At 45.0% G+C, this 18,699-nt stretch carries 21 protein-coding genes; 6 read left to right on the top strand and 15 right to left on the bottom strand.

The features are described 5' to 3' along the window. Positions 1-30: 30 nt before the first annotated feature. Together cysE and D0A34_11875 are read left to right on the top strand one after the other, a co-directional pair. Positions 31-762, top strand: a complete 732-nt coding sequence (gene cysE / locus D0A34_11880; protein ID UNU19474.1) for a serine O-acetyltransferase — start codon at positions 31-33, stop codon at positions 760-762. A gap of 87 nt (positions 763-849) precedes the next feature. Further along, positions 850-1,434 carry a Crp/Fnr family transcriptional regulator gene (locus D0A34_11875; protein UNU19473.1) on the top strand — a complete coding sequence of 195 codons (585 nt, stop codon included), beginning with the start codon at positions 850-852 and terminating at the stop codon, positions 1,432-1,434. 197 nt (positions 1,435-1,631) lie between these two features. On the opposite strand, the gene D0A34_11870 is transcribed toward D0A34_11875, so the two are convergent. Next, positions 1,632-2,879, bottom strand: coding sequence for a transposase (locus D0A34_11870; GenBank protein ID UNU19472.1), 1,248 nt, complete (start codon positions 2,877-2,879; stop codon positions 1,632-1,634). A 171-nt stretch (positions 2,880-3,050) separates the two neighbouring features. Continuing rightward, a complete protein-coding gene (locus D0A34_11865) occupies positions 3,051-3,284 on the bottom strand; it encodes a hypothetical protein (GenBank protein ID UNU22261.1) in 234 nt (77 codons plus the stop codon). Positions 3,285-3,394: 110 nt separating this feature from the next. Between D0A34_11865 and D0A34_11860 the strand changes: the two genes are divergently transcribed. Beyond that, positions 3,395-3,832: an Rrf2 family transcriptional regulator gene (locus D0A34_11860; GenBank protein UNU19471.1), complete on the top strand. Its 438-nt coding sequence runs from the start codon at positions 3,395-3,397 to the stop codon at positions 3,830-3,832. Positions 3,833-3,850: 18 nt separating this feature from the next. Beyond that, positions 3,851-4,831 carry a cysteine synthase A gene (gene cysK, locus D0A34_11855; protein UNU19470.1) on the top strand — a complete coding sequence of 327 codons (981 nt, stop codon included), beginning with the start codon at positions 3,851-3,853 and terminating at the stop codon, positions 4,829-4,831. 226 nt (positions 4,832-5,057) lie between these two features. Here cysK and D0A34_11850 read toward each other — a convergent pair whose 3' ends face one another. The 9 genes from D0A34_11850 to D0A34_11810 form a co-directional block, all read right to left on the bottom strand. After that, the gene (locus tag D0A34_11850) at positions 5,058-5,852 is read right to left on the bottom strand and encodes a sulfite exporter TauE/SafE family protein (GenBank protein ID UNU22260.1); all 795 of its coding nucleotides are present in this window, start codon (positions 5,850-5,852) and stop codon (positions 5,058-5,060) included. 304 nt (positions 5,853-6,156) lie between these two features. Next, positions 6,157-6,660 (bottom strand): hypothetical protein, encoded by a 504-nt coding sequence (locus D0A34_11845; GenBank protein ID UNU19469.1) that lies wholly within the window; start codon positions 6,658-6,660, stop codon positions 6,157-6,159. A gap of 172 nt (positions 6,661-6,832) precedes the next feature. After that, complete coding sequence (locus tag D0A34_11840) at positions 6,833-7,069, bottom strand: hypothetical protein (protein UNU19468.1); 237 nt, start codon at positions 7,067-7,069, stop codon at positions 6,833-6,835. A gap of 19 nt (positions 7,070-7,088) precedes the next feature. Beyond that, positions 7,089-7,535, bottom strand: a complete 447-nt coding sequence (locus D0A34_11835) for a DUF202 domain-containing protein (protein ID UNU19467.1) — start codon at positions 7,533-7,535, stop codon at positions 7,089-7,091. Positions 7,536-7,550: 15 nt separating this feature from the next. Beyond that, complete coding sequence (locus D0A34_11830; protein ID UNU22259.1) at positions 7,551-7,973, bottom strand: DUF202 domain-containing protein; 423 nt, start codon at positions 7,971-7,973, stop codon at positions 7,551-7,553. A gap of 148 nt (positions 7,974-8,121) precedes the next feature. Further along, positions 8,122-8,787 carry a hypothetical protein gene (locus D0A34_11825; protein UNU19466.1) on the bottom strand — a complete coding sequence of 222 codons (666 nt, stop codon included), beginning with the start codon at positions 8,785-8,787 and terminating at the stop codon, positions 8,122-8,124. Positions 8,788-9,329: 542 nt separating this feature from the next. Then, positions 9,330-9,992 (bottom strand): transporter, encoded by a 663-nt coding sequence (locus D0A34_11820; protein UNU19465.1) that lies wholly within the window; start codon positions 9,990-9,992, stop codon positions 9,330-9,332. A 20-nt stretch (positions 9,993-10,012) separates the two neighbouring features. Beyond that, positions 10,013-10,717, bottom strand: a complete 705-nt coding sequence (locus tag D0A34_11815; GenBank protein ID UNU19464.1) for a transporter — start codon at positions 10,715-10,717, stop codon at positions 10,013-10,015. Between the two features lie 212 nt (positions 10,718-10,929). Further along, positions 10,930-12,432 (bottom strand): APC family permease, encoded by a 1,503-nt coding sequence (locus tag D0A34_11810; GenBank protein ID UNU19463.1) that lies wholly within the window; start codon positions 12,430-12,432, stop codon positions 10,930-10,932. 383 nt (positions 12,433-12,815) lie between these two features. Between D0A34_11810 and D0A34_11805 the strand changes: the two genes are divergently transcribed. Continuing rightward, positions 12,816-13,757 (top strand): LysR family transcriptional regulator, encoded by a 942-nt coding sequence (locus D0A34_11805; GenBank protein ID UNU19462.1) that lies wholly within the window; start codon positions 12,816-12,818, stop codon positions 13,755-13,757. A gap of 112 nt (positions 13,758-13,869) precedes the next feature. On the opposite strand, the gene D0A34_11800 is transcribed toward D0A34_11805, so the two are convergent. Next, complete coding sequence (locus D0A34_11800; GenBank protein UNU19461.1) at positions 13,870-14,721, bottom strand: prohibitin family protein; 852 nt, start codon at positions 14,719-14,721, stop codon at positions 13,870-13,872. A gap of 53 nt (positions 14,722-14,774) precedes the next feature. After that, entirely contained in the window at positions 14,775-15,977 is a 1,203-nt protein-coding gene (locus D0A34_11795) for an EAL domain-containing protein (protein UNU19460.1), read from the bottom strand. Between the two features lie 421 nt (positions 15,978-16,398). Here D0A34_11795 and D0A34_11790 point away from each other — a divergent pair, with 421 nt between their 5' ends. Further along, entirely contained in the window at positions 16,399-16,914 is a 516-nt protein-coding gene (locus D0A34_11790; protein ID UNU19459.1) for an ABC transporter substrate-binding protein, read from the top strand. Here the strand turns inward: D0A34_11790 and D0A34_11785 are convergent. Continuing rightward, positions 16,901-17,317 (bottom strand): YjbQ family protein, encoded by a 417-nt coding sequence (locus tag D0A34_11785; protein ID UNU19458.1) that lies wholly within the window; start codon positions 17,315-17,317, stop codon positions 16,901-16,903. The genes D0A34_11790 and D0A34_11785 overlap by 14 nt on opposite strands. A 103-nt stretch (positions 17,318-17,420) precedes the next feature. Then, positions 17,421-18,521: a glycosyl transferase gene (locus D0A34_11780; protein UNU22258.1), complete on the bottom strand. Its 1,101-nt coding sequence runs from the start codon at positions 18,519-18,521 to the stop codon at positions 17,421-17,423. Between the last annotated feature and the right edge of the window lie 178 nt (positions 18,522-18,699).

Genomic DNA, 18,699 nt, shown 5'->3' with positions numbered 1-18,699 from the left:
CTGTATAACCCAAACACGGCGAGAGTAAATATGTTCAGTGACTTGCAAATTATTTACGAACGCGACCCCGCGGCGCGCAACTGGCTGGAAGTATTATTTTGCTATCCCGGACTGCAAGCACTTTTTTTGCACCGGATAGCACACTGGCTTTATTCCGCTGGCCTGCCGTTTGTACCGCGCTTGATTTCGCAACTGAGCCGCTTTTTAACAGGTATTGAGATCCACCCAGGAGCGAAAATTGGTAGGGGCGTGTTTATCGACCACGGCATGGGGGTGGTAATTGGCGAAACTGCGATCGTTGGAGATTATGCTGTAATTTATCAAGGAGCGACCATTGGTGGCACGGGTAAAGAAATAGGGAAACGGCATCCAACGCTCGGAGAAAATGTAGTGGTAGGAGCGGGTGCTAAAGTTTTAGGCAATATTCAAATTGGCAATAATGTTCGGATTGGTGCGGGTTCGGTAGTGCTGCGAGATGTCCCTAGCGATTGCACTGTTGTCGGAATTCCCGGCCGCATTATCTCTCGGAAAAAGCAGGTGGAAGATGCTCAAAATTCTCAAGGTCTACCGGATTTGGAAGCTCAAGCGATTCGAGCTTTGTTCGATAGAATTAAGGATTTAGAAGAGCAGGTTGCTTTTTTGAAATCTCAACAATCTCCGCTCAAAACAACTCAATCAGAGCAAGCAGAGGTCGAAAAACATGAATTATTCCTGTCTTCTGATTTATTCATTACACAGTTTTTAGACGGTGCAGGAATCTAGTAAAGCTTTAATTTCTATAGATTTTTGCCCGCCACACTATCCTGTGGTCATTGGACAAACTAACTTTTATTCTTTCAGTAACTGGCTATGACTATTGCTTCTCTTTCCACTAAAACTTTTGATGAAACGAGCAGACATATATTTTCTCGCCGCTCGCACTTGCCGAACAGAAGCAATGCTCTGTGGCGAATTGAAACTGGAGTAGTGCGAACTGTAACGTGGCTTGAAGATGGCACAATTATCACCTTGGGATTGTGGGGGCCTGGTGATACGATCGGCAAAGCGATATCAAAATGCGATCCTTTTCAAATTGAATGCCTCACTAAAGTCGAGGCAATTTTACTATCGGGCGAGCGCTGGCTAAATAGAGATATTTTGCTCAATCACATTCAGCAGGCTGAAGACTTTATGGTAATTAGAGGCTACAAAAGAGTGGATTTTATGCTCTATCAACTATTAACTTGGCTGGCTAAGAGGTTTGGTTCTGAGGTAGGCCAAGGACATCTGATCGATATGATTTTAACGCATCAGGACATTGCAGACATCCTCGGTACAAGTCGCGTAACTGTCACTCGCACCCTCGGTAATTTTGAGCAGCAAGGCTTGATCGATCGTCTGCCGCTCCACCGGATTATTCTGCAACCTTCCGAGGTTTGGCACTACGAAATATAATTTGCGTTTATTAAATTTTCTCATCCACAGGTCAATAAGTTCAAAAGCAAGTGCGATCGTCGCACTTGCTTTTCTCTTTCTCCTGATTTCTTTCTTCTCACTGCCAACAGAAGCGATATCTCGCACCTGTTGAGTGCCGCCAAGTAGGTGAGTATGAAGAAACTTAACCATGACACAGCATATATCCGCCTACCTACTTAGCAGTTACTGTGAACTACCCAGCGCTGACATAAAGGTACAGCGTGAGCTTCTGACTTCAACGGGGATTGCGTTAACTTAGACTTACGTCCCAGTTTCGGACTCACATCCCCTCCATCAGCAGCAGTCCTGGCTCCCAAGACCGATAGCATTCTGATTCCTTCTGCTCTGATATTTATTGAGGCGTTTCCATCCCTATCGTGATGAGTACCACAACTAGGACAAGTCCATGTCCTAACATCTAATGGCATTTCATTCACCTGATAGTGGCAATTTGAGCAGAGTTTCGAGCTAGGGAACCATCGGTCAATCTCTACCAACACTTTGCCTTCGCGATCTAGCTTGTAACGCAAGAAATTGACAAATATTCCCCAACCTACATCAGAAATTGCTTGAGCTAGTTTGTGGTTGCGAACCATGCCCTTAACGTGAAGGTTTTCGACTACGATGACTTGGTTATCGTCAACAAGCCTTCTAGATAGCTTATGCAAGTAGTCTTGACGGACATTGCTAATTCGTTCGTGAACCCTAGCCACCAGTTTCCTGGCTTGATCTCTCGACTTGCTTCCTTTCTCCTTTCTTGCTAGTTTTTGCTGTTTTCGTTTGAGGTTGCGCTCGTGTTTTGCTAAATGCTTAGGATTAGGGTATTTGGATGTCTTGATACCATCATTGACAACAGCAAAATCTTTCAATCCCAAGTCAATTCCTGCAACTTTTCCATCGGTGTGAACAACTGGTTTGTCTCCTTCGAGTTCTGTCAACACAGAGGCATAGTATTTCCCCGAAGAAGTAACACTGACGGTTACGGTTTTGATAGTTCCCTCGATCGGTCGATGTAACTTGGCTTTGACAATGCCGACACGACCGGGAAACTTGAGAAAGTCGTCAACAAGTTTGACTGATTGCGGATACTGAATTGACTGCCTATTTTTTTTTGATTTGAATCTAGGGTATTTTGCCCTGGATTCAAAAAAGTTTTTGTAAGCAGTTACCAGGTTGAGCGTAGTGGATTGCAAAACCTGAGAGTAACACTCCGACAACCATTGTGTTTCTTCTTGTTTTTTGAGATTCGGTAGGAGCTTGTTCAATGCAATTTGAGTCAAGCCTTTGCCCGTGGCTTTGTAGGTTTCGATACACATATCGAGTGCATAATTCCACCACCAACGGGAACAGCCAAAATGCTGAGCTAATATCGTCTGCTGTTCAATTGTCGGATAAAGTCTAACTTTGACGGCTTGATTCTGCATTGCTTCCACCTCCTTTTAGGATTAAATATATTCCTAATAAAAAGTCAACCGAGTTGGCAAATTTTACGCCTGTTTGACCGGATAAAATTTGCTTGGGGGAGTCCATGTATCCCAACGCTGACCCAAAGGGTACAGCGTGGGACTTATAGCTCCCCCAAACCCCCTCAAAAGTTAAGGCGGCGGTATTGCCTGTAAAATACTCGCTCCCTGCAAGATTTGAGACTTTTTGGCTCTACCCGCTTCGGGGTGTTCCCAAGACGGTGCAAAGGGTGGAACCAAGAAGGAGCAAGCTTTCCACCCACCCTGTACGCCCACACCGAGCATCAGGCAGTTTCCGCCCCTGTGCCCGTGCTGCTCGTAATACCGAAAGTGCCGACAGCTTAAACCTACATTTACGTTGCTCACGGGATTTCTCCAACCGTTTTTGTAATAAAAATATACTAACACCAGTACACCTACCGGAATTGTGTACTATTATATAATGTACAATTTAAACTCGATCGCCAGTGGGGAATGTGGAACTATCTTCTAGAGTAGAATACGCCCTGTTAGCGCTCTTGGAACTGGCGAGCCACCACCCGAAGGATTCGCCCCTAACAGTAAACGAAATTACTGCTTCTCAAGAGATACCGGAACGCTATTTAGACCAAATTCTTGCCGTGCTGCGGCGTGCAAGTATTGTCCAGAGTCTGCGGGGCGCTAAAGGCGGTTATTTGCTAGCGAAAGAGCCTTGGCAGATTACTTTGCTAGAGGTGTTTTCGACTCTCGAAGGGGACGGCAGCGGCCAGACCCAAAAAGTTTCGGAATCTGTAACAATAGAAAAAACTGCGGTGCTAGAAATCTGGCAGGAAGCTCAACAGGCATCTTGGGCGGTTTTGGGCAAATACACATTACAAGATTTGTGCGAACAGCGGGATCTTCGCAAACAAGCACATCCCATGTACTACATTTAAGGGGAGAGAAATTAAGCCATGAGAATTGCTAAGGATGTTACAGGAATAATTGGCAGAACTCCTTTAGTTCAGCTCAATAAAATTCCCCAAGCCGAAGGAGTAGTTGCTCAAATTGTGGCCAAATTGGAAGGGATGAATCCGGCTGCTTCGGTGAAAGATCGGATTGCGGCGAGCATGATTCAGGCGGCAGAAGATGCGGGGTTAATTCAACCCGGGAAAACTATTTTAGTTGAACCGACTTCAGGCAATACTGGAATAGCTTTGGCAATGATCGCGGCGGCGAAAGGCTACAGTCTGATTTTAACGATGCCGGATACGATGAGCACGGAACGCCGATCGATGTTGAAAGCTTACGGAGCTCAGTTGGAATTAACTCCGGGACATGAAGGGATGTTAAGTGCGATCGCCCGTGCGGAAGAAATTGTAGAAGAAACCCCCAATGCTTTCATGCTGCAACAGTTTCGCAACCCCGCTAATCCGAAAATTCACCGGGAAACCACGGCCGAGGAAATTTGGGAAGATACAGAGGGTAAAGTAGATTTTTTAGTTGCTGGAGTTGGCACCGGCGGTACGATTACTGGAGTTGCTGAGGTAATTAAACAGCGGAAATCGAGTTTTAGGACGATCGCAGTTGAACCAGCCACCAGCCCCGTGCTTTCTGGAGGTAAATCTGGTGCTCACAAAATTCAAGGGATTGGTGCAGGATTCATCCCGGAAGTGTTGAAACCCGAGCTAATTGATGAGGTGATCGCAGTTAGCGACGCAGATGCGATCGCCTACAGTCGCCGACTTGCCAGAGAAGAAGGATTGTTGTCAGGAATTTCTGCCGGCGCCGCTTTGTGTGCCGCAATTCAAGTCGGCAAGCGTCCGGAAAATGCTGGAAAATTGATAGTTTTTGTGCAGCCTTCTTATGGCGAACGCTACCTCAGTACAGCCTTGTTCAAAGATTTAGAATTGCCGACCGTCAGCGAACTCGAAGCATTAGTCAGCAAGTATTAAATTGTAGTAGGGCATTGGTGACAACTTAACGTCAAACCGACCGTCTCTCTTGTTGTATCGAAGTCTATATCCCCCCTCACCCCCCTTAATAAGGGGGTGACAAGATTCTTCTCAAAGTCCCCCTTTTTAAGGGGGATTTAGGGGGATATAGACTCGGATATAAACAAGATATACAAAGGTTTTTAGGGGATTGTTGACAGCAATACTCCTGACATTACTCTACTTTTCAGACTTGATACAACTTCCAACTAGCCATCGCCAACATTCCGTAAATCACAAACTTTAGCGGGCGTTGAGGCATAATTTGGCAGAATTTAGCACCTACCAAAACTCCCGGCACCGAACCTAACCAAATTGGCAAAACTAAACTCCAGTCTACTGTTCCGAGGCTGAGGTGTCCCAGAGATGTAAACATCAACAAAATTGCCGCCTGGGAAATATCTGTACCCACCAATTTAGAAGTATCCAGGCGGAAAAAAGCAATCAGCAACAGTGCAAACATCGCACCGGAAGACACGCTAGTGATTCCCACTATGCAGCCTAAAATTGCTGCTGCACCCACAGTACAAAAACGACCATAATTAGTATTTAAGTCCCATTTAGGGGGCGAAGGTAATTTAAAACTAGGGAAAAATGTTTTGACCACTAATTGGCTCAGCGATAAAGCGACAATTAGTGCGATCCCTACTCCGAGAACGCGCAGCAATATGCTGTCTAAGTCCTGACTTCCGCTGGATTTGATGCAGTGTAAAATCCACACGCCAGTCAGCGAACCGGGCACGCTGCCCAAAGCCAGCCACTTAACTATTTGCAAGTCTAGAGTCTTTTGCTGCCAGTGTTTGAAGCCGCCAACAACTTTCATCAGTGTGGCAGCTACGACATCAGAACTAATAGCAATTGATGCTGGAATTTGGAAAACAAAAATTAACATTGGGGTGATGAGCGACGCTCCGCCAACTCCGGTCAAACCAACGATAATGCCCACAAAAAAGCTGAGAAAGGATAGTAATAAGTAGTTCACGGTTATGCCCAAAAACTGTGTATTTAAGCGCTGCCCACCCACAAATAGATAACTTGGAGGGCTCCTGTAACACAGCTACACAGGCTAAATCTCACTTGCATTTCAAGATTTTTTACCAAAAATTTGTCTCTTCAAGGCTTTAGAGTGGCCGCGTTCTCAGCTACAAAATTCTTGGCAAAAGTAAGTAAATGCAAATAAACGAGACTACAGAAATTGTAGTGTAAAAGCTCCCTGATTTTCTTAAATGTACCTGTGTAACCGATCAAAAATCCTGGATTCATTTATGGGGTTTATATTTTGTCTTCTACCTTGAAGTGACGATCGTCATAGGTAAAGTAGAGCTGAGGTTAACCGACTGCTTGCCGGCAAAGAAATCGGGAGTATCGAGAACATTAAAATGAATCAATGCCACAATGACAACTGTGAAAGCCGTTGATGATACTAAACCCGTCAATAACTCTTTTTTGAGGTTTTTTTCCTTGGGTTTGTCGGCCAAAACATCTAAAGTTCCTAGCTGCATCAACAGAATTCCCGCAATATTAGAAAGCCAGTAGCCGACTATTGTGCAAGGAAACAGTAAATCTGGGGAAAGCCAACTAAAGATATACCCAAAGGCGTAGGCAATTGGCAGATTGAAAAATATGTCGTTCCACCAACACAGCGGTGATAGCAAATATCCAATTGCCAGAAGCAACCCGCCTCTGAGCTTTTTAAACCAGACTTCCTTAAAGCCCTTAGCTTGTGGCAACTGTTGGGTGAGTTGTCCTGCAAGCTGGTACTCTTCAATGACTTTTTTAGCGTTTTCCACGTTAATAGCTCATTACTCGATCGACTTACCGTAGTTTAGCATCCCAACTCAGCTATGTCTAGTAAGTCAATCTAGTTACCGTATTTTATTGGCGCTCGGCTAAACATACTTTGTTTGCGGTACAAAAATATCTATCCGAGAGAGGTTGTTGAGAATGCTGGCGGGTGCTAGTTTAGGCGCCGATCGAGAAATTGAAAGCTTCTGGCAAATGCTTGACAGTTTGCCAAAGATATGCTGTATCGATGCCCCAGTAAAATTGCAGGTAAACCAGCAAAAGCCCGATCGCGACTGTGACGCCCAGCAATTTAGGGACTATTTTTGCGACAGTCTCCAGCACTACGAATGCTGCCCAGATAGCAGCAGCTAAGATGATAATGGAAGCGATCGTGGCAACTGTATCGCTGTTCATAATTAACTCCTGTTGACAATCAATCGGGTATTACAAAACTACTTGGACTGACGGCGGCTGCAAAGATAAAATAAATTACTCCAATCCCCAGTAAGCCGACAGCCGAACTGAAGACGAATATCAACCAATCTGACGGTTCGTAGGTATCCTCGTCAATTTGGCGGCGAACGGTGAAGTAGTGCAAAGTAGAGATTAAGACTGTCGCCAAACCTATTAGAGAGAAGATTAAACCCAACTTCCACCCCATCCCCAGGCGGTACTGTACGGGCACTTGCACGACGCGAAGCCGGACGATGACGACGCCAAAACCCATGAGGGCGACTGCAGCCCGCATCCATGCTAAGAAGGTGCGCTCATTTGCCGATCGATCGATCGCCCGCGACAGATTTTGCTGCTTTGGTTTCTCATCATCTACTTGCATCGGTTTGAACGATAATTGCACGCGATCGAACTCTTTAAGATTGATATAAAACCGGCGCCCTTATTCTGGTGCCATCAAACCTTCTAAGCTAGAAGGAACGGTGAACATATAATAAATTACTCCAGCCCCTAGGATTGCGATCGCCAGGCTGAAAAGAATTACCCAGCGATCGGTAGGTTCATAAGTATCGTAATCGATATCCTGGCGGACGCCGAAGTAGTGCTTAGTTGATAATAGCACCGTCAGCAAACCCACTGTTGAAAAAAGCAAACCTAACTTCCAACCATTGCCGGGAGTTGGCACCAGAGGGGGATGGAAGGCGCGAAGGCGCACGATAACTACGCCAAAACCCATCAGCGATATTGCTGTCCGCATCCATGCTAAATAAGTGCGCTCGTTTGCCAAGTGATCGCGCACCCGCGAAGGATTTGGTCGCTTAGTCTTTTCTGTATTTACTTTCGTGGATTTCCAATTTAATAGCATAGATAAACCTTTTAATTTTAAAGCCAAATTAAGAAGGGAAACCGATATATTTTCGCTGGGACGGATTATCCGCCGGGGATCGATCCCCGGCAGGTTCTTGCGTTGCAACGCGCTTTACACAGGCGATCGCATTACAACTTTACCAAAACTAATCATTTTCCTCAGTAGGTGCGTTGGGAACTTGTGCATCTATGTAAGCCTGAGTCACATCAGGAACAAACCAATTCGCATCCCCAGGCTGGAAAACCTTAGCAGTAGGAACGTTGAATTCTACAGCCCCCGTATCGGGATTAGCTCTGGCTACAACTTGAGTTCCGTCAACTATCTTAACAGCTAGACCGCCAGTCAATTCTTCTGAAGGTTGATCGGTCGTTCTTAAATCGGTTGCTTTGACATCGCTGGCTAGATAAATTCCATCGCAATCCCATTTATGTTCAGTTGTTTGACCGTCAGCTAGAAAATAAAGGGCATTCTCGTAAGAAGACTCCGCTGCTTTTTTGCGTTTCGGGCCGTAGACACCGAGGGTTTTTCCAGTTTCGTTGCGGCACTGACCCCAAGGTTTTCCCGTTTCTAAAGTGTATTTTTGAAACTCCAATTGAGCGATTTTTTTCCGGAGTTCCTCAGGGGTATAATTCTGGGCGGTATCGGGTGCGTCTTTCGCTGCCTTGAGAGTGTTCAGAGCTTCACTCACCTCTATGTAGTCGGGATTGCTCGCATATCTCGGCGTTTTTGGAGCGTCTGCCCAGGATGGGGGAACGAATACTAAATTGGCGGCCATTACCAAGAGCACTAAAACAAATTTGAAGATTTTCACAATTTTTCTCCTTTTCTCTATTGTCAGGTTTTTTCCAACTTTCTGTTTGCTTGCTATTTTAGGACTTAGGCAAAAACGATATCTCTTTAAATGGTTTGCCTGAAAAACAAAATTTTGCAAAAGCGAAAAATCTGTTTTTTTAGCATGATACCTATTGTCAAAGTCGCTCTGGGTAGAGTAGTGGCGAAGTGCTCGGGCGATATGTTATGGATTAATCCTCAAGTTTTTAGCTTGGTTTGATTCACCACTACTACAGAATTTGTTGAGACAAGAGGTATATTGTTGCCTAAGTCGGGCAATTGGCTAGCTCAAAAGATGGTTTCAACTTTCGTGAATACTTGAGGCTAAATTAGTTTGAAGCTGCTTTTAGCTTGCTCACTCACTTCATTATTAACTTAGCATATTTCTTGATATATTTCAAACGATTTAGCGCTCTTTTTAAGCAAACAATTGTTAAGGTAAAAATGATGAGTTAGAACTTATGATCGCTGGCAATGTATCTACCTATAGAGGGATAGAAGTAGCGAAACCTGGGCTAATTATTAGTTAGATTGAAATGCCGGGAGCAGGCGATAAGTACCGCTTTCAATCAGGATGAATATTCCCAAACCAATTAATACAAAAGGGACAACAGCCTGAGTATAGCGAGTCAAAATATGGGCGATCGCCCTTTGGCGAGTTAACAGGTAAGCGGCATAAGACCAAACACCTACCATCACCGAGAAAACCGCCAAAATCACCACCAAGCTCGGCAAATCGCTGCTAGCAAACAGCGGCAAATAAATGCCGATATTGTCACCCCCGTTGGCCACTGTTACCGCAGCCACATTCAAAGTTTGGGGATTGAAAAGATTTGCTAATTTTGACACAGCAGATGAATTAGATTGACGGTTAAATTCGCCCGATACCGCTTGTACGTCATTTTCCTCATTTTCTCTTTTGACTAAGTGACTGATGCCGATCGCGATTGGAACCAAACCCAGCAAGCCAATCCAAGCTTTCGGCACAATTAAACCGCCAAAAAAACCGGGCAAACTAGCAGCGATGAGTGCTGCAAATCCGAGGTACTTACCCACAAAGATATGCCGGGGGCGGAAAGTATCATTTACCTGGGCGAAGAACAGCATCGAAAGCACCATATCGTCGATATTGGTTGCGGCAAAAGATGTAATCCCGGCAATAATCGCTGCTGCAATCCAATTCATGTGCTGTTCCTGCAATTTTTCTAGACTTCAGTTTCCCTGGCGTTACCTCTGCTCATAGTTATCAAACAGAAAGCGCAACCCACTAAAGATATTATACTTAAAGTCGGGCTTGCTAGAGTGCCGCTTTTAACCAGAATCGCCATTCCCAATCCGATCAAAACAAAAGGTACTAATTGATTGCCGTAGCGAGTCAAAGTATCTGCGATCGCCCGCATCTGAATTAACCGATAAGCAGCGTAGCACCAAACGCCCACCATCGCGAAGAATACAACCAGAATCACCGCCAAACTTTCTAAAGTATTGCTAGCAAAAAGCGGCACATATATCCCGATATTGTCGCCCCCATTTGCCACCGTCACCGCTGCTACGCTGTAAGTTTCAGGAGACAGAAAACTGCTAAAAAAAGATTTCTCAGATTGCTCTAATTCTGCCTCAGCTTCCGAATCGTCAGTTTCTGGATTCAGCAAGCGGCTAAGCCCGATCGCAATTGGCAGCAAACCCAGCATTCCGATCCAATCTGGCGGAAAGATTAAGCGGCCAAAAAAGCCGGGGAGGCTAGCCAAAACCAGTGCACTAAAGCCCAGAAACTGACCGAAGACGATATGCCTGCGCCGAAATACTGCATTCACCTGCGAGAAAAACAGCAACAGAATCAGAATATCGTCAAGATTCGTAGCTGTAAAAGCTGTCATGGCCGTAGAAATTGCTGTTAGTAATTCATTCATTTCTGTGTCTCCTCAGATTTTTTATTTCGTTGTACTCGCTGGGATCGTATCTTCGGAACGGGCAAGAGGCCCGTTCCACAAAAATTAAATTTTATTGTGGGCTGTGGAGCCTAGCCCGCCCTTGAAATGCTTATTGACAATGCTGCAATAGCTCAGTAAAAACCCAGTTGCTTAAAAACTCTTTCTCCGAACCCCGAACTGGTAACTGCTAATCAAAAACGCTCACTGTCAAAGGGGACGGCTTTCAATCGAACACCGCCGTAAATTGTATTATCTTCCTCGAATTTGGCGTGAATTGCGTCAATACCCTGCTGCATCGAGCCCGCCAGTTCAGGAGAACGCAGCCGCTGCCAGAAAAACCATCCGCAAGTAACCACCAAGTACATCAAGAACAAGTAAGGAAAGGCATCGTAAGGAGCTTCGGGAGGTGGGAACATAGTGCTGCCGGGAATGCCCACGCTGCCCGCAATCGGAATCATCATAAATGCGATCGCCACAGCCGAGAACGCTACATCCCGCACACGCAATTTACCAATTTTGTGCAGGTAAACCGGGGCTGCGATCGAAATTAAGACGTACACGGTTAAAAATCCGTAGCTGCAAAGTGCTCCCAAATAACCCATGCAATCGAACAGTTTGATATCAAACATAGACATCACAGCAGGCACCAAAAATGTCAGAAACGTACACATGGTTACTGCAACGTGGGGAGTTCTATTAGATGAATGCGCTACACCTAATGAAGAGTGAAACAAACCGTGGCGCGCCATCATAAAAAACACTCTCGCCGCTGGATTGATGCTGCCGAGCACGCAAGCAAAAAAGCTAAATAAAGCGCCGAAAGCCACTAACTCTCCCAGCCAGCCCATCCCGACTTGTTGCGCTAGAAAAGTCAGAGGTTCTTCACTATTAGTAATAGAAACTCCAGTACCGCTAAAACCCAAAACCTCAATATAGGTCATCAGAATGAAGAATAAGCCTGCCATGACAGCACTGCCCATGACAGCCCTGGGGATATTTTTTAAGGGTTTTTTCGCTTCGTCTCCCAGAGATGTAGCGCTTTCAAAACCAGAGAAACCAAACATGACTAATACAAGTCCCGTCGCTATGCTCCCCGGAGTTACGCCTTCCAAAGTTAATTGGGACATATCCAGGGCAAAACCTTTGTGCGCCCAAATGATCATTCCCAAGATAAAAATCGCCGCAACTGATGCCCCCTCCAGCCACAGCATCGCCATAGCTGAGAGTTGGATATCTTTATAACCTGCATACCAAGCAACTCCGGCCCCGATCGCTAATAACGTAATCGGTGAGGGATGAATGCCCAAATGACCGATGAAAGTACCCGTAAAGTTGGCAAAACCACACAAAACGGCCATCGCAGTAAATAAATAAGCGAGTACCAAACTCCAGCCGCAAATTACGCCGGCAGTCGGGCCTAGTCCTTTAACAATATAAGAATAAAGAGAACCTGCAGAAGCCGATCGACTCGCAAATTGGTTGATATTGATGCTGACAAATACTAGGCCTATCAAGCCGATGAGAAAGCTCAGCCAAGCCCCGTTACCCGAAAGAGCGACAATTAACCCTAGATTAGATGCGGGTATAGTTGTAGGTGCAATGACGGCAAAGGATTGAGCTAAAACCTCCCCGAAGGAGAGGCAGTCCGGCTTTAAGCCGTGTGCACTCTGATTTTTTGGCGTTTTCTTGGTCATTTATCTTCTCTCTTTTTGTCGATCGACTTTTGGCGATCGGCTTAAACTTATCGATCGTGCTTCAGCATCGGGCCCTGCATTAGAAGCTTAACTATCACCTTAAGGCTCTTCAGGGGTAGAATCAAATGTTGTTTTTTATCGAATTAATAAATACAAGTGATGCAGTGCCGCCCCGAAAATAACTGTTGGAATACGAGATCTATCTGTCCCCAAAAGCTCAAACCCTTGAGGTTAAAAGGAAACTTCAAATAGCGGCTGGCAACCGTGCTTTTTTGGTAATTCCAACCTCTACAATAGAGTCGATCGAAAAGTTCAGGTCAAAGCTGAGCCGCCAAAGATTTTAATCTCAAAAAATAACTGTATTTAGTAAAAGGGTACTCAGCATGGCCGGAATGACACTTGACCAACTGCGAGTTTTTCTAGCTGTCGCGGAACACCTGCACTTCAGCCGCGCGGCGGAGGAACTTTACATCACTCAACCCGCTGTTAGTGCGGCAATCCAAAGCTTAGAGGCGCAATATGGAGTAAAACTATTTCACCGCATTGGCCGCCACATCGAAATCACTGAAGCCGGGAAGTTGCTGCAAATTGAAACGCAGAAAATTCTCGACCAAGTTGCTTTGACTGAGAGAGGTTTGCGGGAGCTGAACGACTTACAGCGAGGCGATTTAAAATTGGGTTGCAGTCTGACCATTGGCAATTATTGGTTGCCTGATAAAATTAGCAAGTTCAAACAGCAATATCCTGGTATTTCCGTGAATTGTACTTTGGCAAATGCCGAAGAAATTTGTGCGGGTACGGCGACGGGGACATTTGATTTGGGTTTAGTGACGGGAGATATTAAAGCTTCACTTAAGAACACTCTGGAGGAAGAAGTTATAGGCAGCGAACGCTTGCTGATTGTAGTTGGCAAATCTCACCCTTGGTTTGAACGTGCAGAGGTGAGTTTAACGGAAATTGCCAAAACTGATTGGGTGATGCGAGAAGCTGGTTCGGGAGTTCAGCAAATGTTGGAACAAGCTTTGCAAAGTTGGGGCATTAATCCCCATGAATTGAATGTAACTTTAGTTTTGAACAGTAGTGAAATGGTAAAAGCAGTGGTGGAAAGCGGCACAGGTGCAGCGGCTATTCCTGAATTGATGGTAAAAAAAGAATTGCAGCTATCTACACTGCGATCGATTAAAATTATAGATAGCCAACTAAGTTCTAATGTAGGTCTTGAAATAATTAAACCTGTTTTGAAACTGAAGCACCGACAGCGTTTTCAAACTAGAATTACTAAAGCTTTTGAAGAGATATTAAGTAAAGGTGCGGGTAATTGGTAATTCAGGACTTACGTACCCATACTCAAGAAACCGGGTTTTTTACCGACATCAAAAGCTAAACGCCGTGTATTTTCGTAAAAAACCCGGTTTCGGCCCACCCGTGCGTCCCGGATTATAATGATCTCTCAACCAATTTCCTCAAATCCAATAAATTTTTACCCCCATCACCAACAATCAGCGGCAATTTCCCATCCCATTTTTCTATAGCCTGCCTTTCCAAAAGTTCTGGAGTCAAATTGTCCCGCAGCAACCTTTGCACTTCGGCTTCTCCCTTGGCCAAATTCACCTTAGCCTCGGCCTGTTTTACTGCCTTCAGCGCTAAAAACTCCCCTCTTTTTGCCTCCTGTTCGGCAATTTGTTTCGCCTCCACCGCCTCGCTAAATCGCTCAGAAAAGTGAACGTGTACTAAAGAAATATCGTCAACGGCAATGTGATAAGTAACCAGCCTCAAGGTCAAAGAATCATCAACGGCGGCTTTAACTTCTCCCCGTTTAGTAATAATTTCTTCAGCCGTGTATTTTGCCATAACTGCTTTTAATATTTCTTCAACCGCCGGATCTATAATGCGAGCAACTACTTCTCTTTCGTCACCTATTTGTTGAAAAATAGCATTTGCTTCTTCTGGGATAATATGCCAATTTAGCGCTACATCTGTAAAAACATCTTGCAAATCTTTTGAGGAAGCTTCCGCGGAACTTTCCTGTTTTTGTACCCTGACGCTCAATTTTTTTACAGTATAAACTGTGGGTAATATTACGTGAATTCCTTCTCCGAGTACCTGTTCCTGGACTTTACCGAACTGCATAAGCACGCCCCGTTCTCCAGCATTGACTATGATAAAAAATTTGGACAAAATAGCTAGAAAAACTATCACTATAGCTAGTTGAACAGCTACGTAAAATTCCTTATTTTTTTTAGGGCTTGATTTAAGTGAGTCAACGTTACTGCTAGATTCTAAAACCATATTTCACCCCGAACGAACTTAATTATAGGACAAATATTGACTTAACCAATCTTCTATTTGCCTTGGAGCAACAACTGTTCAAAATCCGCTGCTGTCAAAGGAGGACTGAATAAATATCCTTGCATTGTATCGCACTCGTAGCGCCAGAGAAAATCTTTTTCTGCTTCCGTCTCCACTCCTTCGGCAATTACCTCAAGACAGAGACTGTGCGCCATTTCAATAATAGCTTTCACAATCGCTGCATTGGTGCAACCATCGGTGATCTTGCTGATAAAACAGCGGTCTATTTTTAAAGTATCGAAGGGGTATTGCGTCAGATAGCTTAAAGAAGAATAGCCAGTGCCGAAATCGTCAAGAGATATACAAACTCCCAAATTTTTCAAGTGTTGCAAAGTCGCGATCGCACTTTCGGCATCTTCTACCATCAAACTTTCTGTCAGCTCTAATTCCAAACTGCTCGCTTCCAAACCCGTTTCTGCTAAAATTTGGGCAACTCTGCTGCTGAGATTCGGTTGGTGAAATTGGCGCGGCGACAGATTCACAGCTATTCGGAGCGGAAAACCAGCATTTTGCCAAACTTGCATTTGCTTGCAAGCTGTCTGCAAAACCCACTCGCCTAACGGTACAATGAAGCCAGTTTCTTCGGCCGCCGGAATAAATTCGGCGGGCGAAATCAGCCCTTTTTCTGGATGTACCCAGCGCACTAAAGCTTCTGCGCTCATAATTTTACCTGTCTGGACATTGACTTGCGGCTGATAGTAAACTTGGAATTCTTCTCGTTCCAGTGCGTTGCACAAAGTGGTTTTTATCTGCTCTAATTTGTCGGCAGTATTTTGGATAAATTCGCTGCCTTGCGATCGCAAGGTATTGTACTGTTCGGCGACAGCTTCTTGTTTTTTCAAGCGACTCGAGATCGCGCCCACAAGTTCAGCTTTACTAAAGGGTTTAGTCAGGTAATCATCTGCTCCCAATTCCATACCTTGCCGCATTTCAGATCGCTCGGCTTTACCGGTGAGAAAAACAAAAGGTACTGTAGCAGTAACAGGATTAGATCGCAAGGCCACCAGCACCCCATACCCGTCAAGTTCGGGCATCATCACGTCGCAAATAATCACGTCGGGAACATTTGACACCGCCGCATATAAACCTTGTGCTCCATTTTCTGCACCCGTCACGTCGAAACCTTCAGCTTTGAGGAGTTTGAGAATATTCTCGCGAATTAGTTGCTCGTCCTCAATCACTAGAATCTTTTTCATACGTCATTCCCTGAAAGCGGTATAATTGATAGGCGTTACTGAACGCGATAAGCGTCCCAATAACTGAGAACGCACAGCTCGATCGGCTCAACAGCGGAATATTTTCCGACACAAATAGCAAAGACCTGAAAAACGCTAATTTTTCAAGCACAACTAGATTAATGTTTCTCTGCTTACTCAGTGCCGTCCGTATTATTACGAGGTTAATTAATAATCTCTAAACTAATTCTAGGCGATCGACAGTTAGCAGCGCCTTAAATAACTGCTAAACTAATTGTGCCGCCTGAACGATTGTCTGCAAACAATCTCAGCCTATTTATACCAGTTGCCAAAAATAATGCAACTCGAAGCAAGTTCCAAACCCTTGCGGAGTCAGTCTTTCCCCATTCTTCAATGTAAAATCTAAACTTTTAAATCTCAAATGGTATTACCTACTGGATTTCCTGAACCCGCACAGATTGGGGTCATAGAAGTTAAGCAATATCCTCACTACCGCGCTGTCACCTACACCCACGCGGGCGATTTGCGACAAGCAACTGGCATCGCCTTCAATCCCTTATTTCAACACATCAGCAACAACCAAATTGCGATGACAACGCCAGTAGAAGCGCGCTACACCGAAACTTCCGGGCAAATCGATGCAGTTCCCCAAGCAAAAGTTTCGTTCCTCTATCCCGCACCAAATATCGCCCCCAGCAGCGTTAACTCCGCTGTAGAAGTCACAGATACTTCGCCGATGACGGTTGTCAGCATCGGCGTGCGCGGGGCCTACAGTTGGGAAAGCTACGAAAATAACCTCCAGAAACTCAAAGATTGGCTTCAAAAACATCCCGAATACGAAATAGTCGGGCCGCCGCGCCGCTTTTTTTACAATTCCCCGATGACGCCGGAAGCAACTAAAATCAGCGAGGTACAACTTCCGATCAAGTGCCGCTGACGTGAACAACTAATTCGCGAATGTGACCCCGCTGGCGGTGTTCCCACAGGTAAATTCCCTGCCAAGTTCCTAACAGCAACCTGCCGCGATCGATCGGGATTTGTTCGGAAGTGTGAGTCAGTGCAGTGCGAATGTGTGCTGGCATATCGTCTGGGCCTTCCGCATCGTGAATGTAGCGATCGTCCTCCGGTACCAGTTTAGCCAAAAAGTTAGCCAAATCCTTAAGTACATCCGGGTCAGCATTCTCTTGAATCACCAAACTAGCAGAAGTATGGCGCAAAAATAAGCTACAAAGTCCCGTTTTAATACCTGAATTCGCCACGGCATCTTCTATCTTAGGAGTGATTTTGGACAGAGATTTCCCTGTAGTTTGAATCTTGAGTATCTGTTGATAGTGATTCATTCGATTTTAGATTTTAGATTTTAGATTTTGGATGAGACTGATGCAAAAGTCTTCTGTCGGCGGAGGTAGACTTTGTTTGTGTAAGATCGATTTCTAATTGCACTTATGAAAAATAGTCTACAACAGCTTGGGCGATCGCCTCCGTACCATTTTTATCCAATTTATCCGACAAACGGGGCGGATGCAGCGGTTTTCGCAAAAACTCCCAATCCCCCTCAAAAAACTCCGTTTCTGTCAAGATTTGATGTTCCGCATAATTTTGAATCCCTTCCAGCAACACCGCAGCTTCCGCAAAACCTTCTCTCATTATAGAAATAACAGGTATTTCCAAGCGCAAAGCTTCCGCAAAAGTGCTGTATCCTGGTTTAGAAACTAAGCGCCCGCAGATAGGCATAATATCAACCGGACGCGGTAAAATCGGGAAAGATTTTGCAAACTCCTGATTTTTGACATAAATCAAATTCGGCAAATCGGGAGCTCCCGCATCAAAAGTAATAAATTGCCAGTCGCTAAATTGCGGTAAATTTTGATAAGGAATTTCCTCTAAACCCAATCCGCCGAAAGTCAACAATACAGTTTTTTCCAGCGGTGTTTCGATGCCGAATATTTCGCGAACTCGCTCGTTACTGTAGCGAGGATTGCCACCAGTCAAGCCCACATCTTGAATATTTGGAAAAGCTGTCATCGGTTCGTGCAAAGGAAGACGAAAAAGGCGATCGCACATTCCGAAACATTCACCAATCCAATCTGCCATTTCTGCAAACTCCCCACCCCAATCTCGATAGATAAAATCCCACCCGAAATTGCTCATCATCCAGCAAGGAACCCCAGCCGCTGCCGCCATTCGCGTTGCCAAAGGAGGAATGTCTGCCAGCACCAAACCCACCCGATTTTGCTTGATAAAATTAACTTCGCTCGCAATTAGCGAATTTTGCTTTTTCCGAATTTCCCGCAATTTTTCCAGCGTTGCGTCTTTATCCATATTCAAACTGTCAGCTTGCACGACACCGACATCAAAAGCGCGGGGACGGTGGATAAAGTCGCCGCCAATATAAGATTCTAGCAGCCAGCGAGGTGCTGTTGTGGTGATAATTAGTAAGATATCTGGATTTAATTCTTGAATTTTTGCAGCTACGCAGCAGACTCGGACAGCGTGGCCGAATCCGTGATTGGTGATGGCAATATATAATGTTGGTCGAGACATTGATAATTGGGAATTGGGAATTGGGAATTGGGCATCGGGCATCGGGCATCGGGCATCGGGAATTGGAGGTAGAGACTGGAAGCCAACCAGGCCAAGCTTCAAGCGACTCACACCGAACAATGACACAATTAATAACTAATGGCTAATGACTAAGCGGTTGTGTATTTAACTTGTATAT

The sequence above is a fragment of the Microcoleus vaginatus PCC 9802 genome (assembly GCA_022701275.1).
Taxonomy (GTDB): domain Bacteria; phylum Cyanobacteriota; class Cyanobacteriia; order Cyanobacteriales; family Microcoleaceae; genus Microcoleus; species Microcoleus vaginatus_A.
This window is presented reverse-complemented; position numbering and strand designations above follow the sequence as displayed.

Bases quoted from the DNA above. Each gene is read 5' to 3' on its own strand.
- D0A34_11790 (UNU19459.1), top strand. From the start codon at position 16,399: ATGGTATTACCTACTGGATTTCCTGAACCCGCACAGATTGGGGTCATA.
- cysE (UNU19474.1), top strand. From the start codon at position 31: ATGTTCAGTGACTTGCAAATTATTTACGAACGCGACCCCGCGGCGCGC.
- D0A34_11840 (UNU19468.1), bottom strand. From the start codon at position 7,069: ATGAACAGCGATACAGTTGCCACGATCGCTTCCATTATCATCTTAGCT.
- D0A34_11785 (UNU19458.1), bottom strand. From the start codon at position 17,317: ATGAATCACTATCAACAGATACTCAAGATTCAAACTACAGGGAAATCT.
- D0A34_11820 (UNU19465.1), bottom strand. From the start codon at position 9,992: ATGAATTGGATTGCAGCAGCGATTATTGCCGGGATTACATCTTTTGCC.
- D0A34_11795 (UNU19460.1), bottom strand. From the start codon at position 15,977: ATGAAAAAGATTCTAGTGATTGAGGACGAGCAACTAATTCGCGAGAAT.
- D0A34_11780 (UNU22258.1), bottom strand. From the start codon at position 18,521: ATGTCTCGACCAACATTATATATTGCCATCACCAATCACGGATTCGGC.
- D0A34_11830 (UNU22259.1), bottom strand. From the start codon at position 7,973: ATGCTATTAAATTGGAAATCCACGAAAGTAAATACAGAAAAGACTAAG.
- D0A34_11800 (UNU19461.1), bottom strand. From the start codon at position 14,721: ATGGTTTTAGAATCTAGCAGTAACGTTGACTCACTTAAATCAAGCCCT.
- cysK (UNU19470.1), top strand. From the start codon at position 3,851: ATGAGAATTGCTAAGGATGTTACAGGAATAATTGGCAGAACTCCTTTA.
- D0A34_11805 (UNU19462.1), top strand. From the start codon at position 12,816: ATGGCCGGAATGACACTTGACCAACTGCGAGTTTTTCTAGCTGTCGCG.
- D0A34_11815 (UNU19464.1), bottom strand. From the start codon at position 10,717: ATGAATGAATTACTAACAGCAATTTCTACGGCCATGACAGCTTTTACA.
- D0A34_11810 (UNU19463.1), bottom strand. From the start codon at position 12,432: ATGACCAAGAAAACGCCAAAAAATCAGAGTGCACACGGCTTAAAGCCG.
- D0A34_11870 (UNU19472.1), bottom strand. From the start codon at position 2,879: ATGCAGAATCAAGCCGTCAAAGTTAGACTTTATCCGACAATTGAACAG.
- D0A34_11875 (UNU19473.1), top strand. From the start codon at position 850: ATGACTATTGCTTCTCTTTCCACTAAAACTTTTGATGAAACGAGCAGA.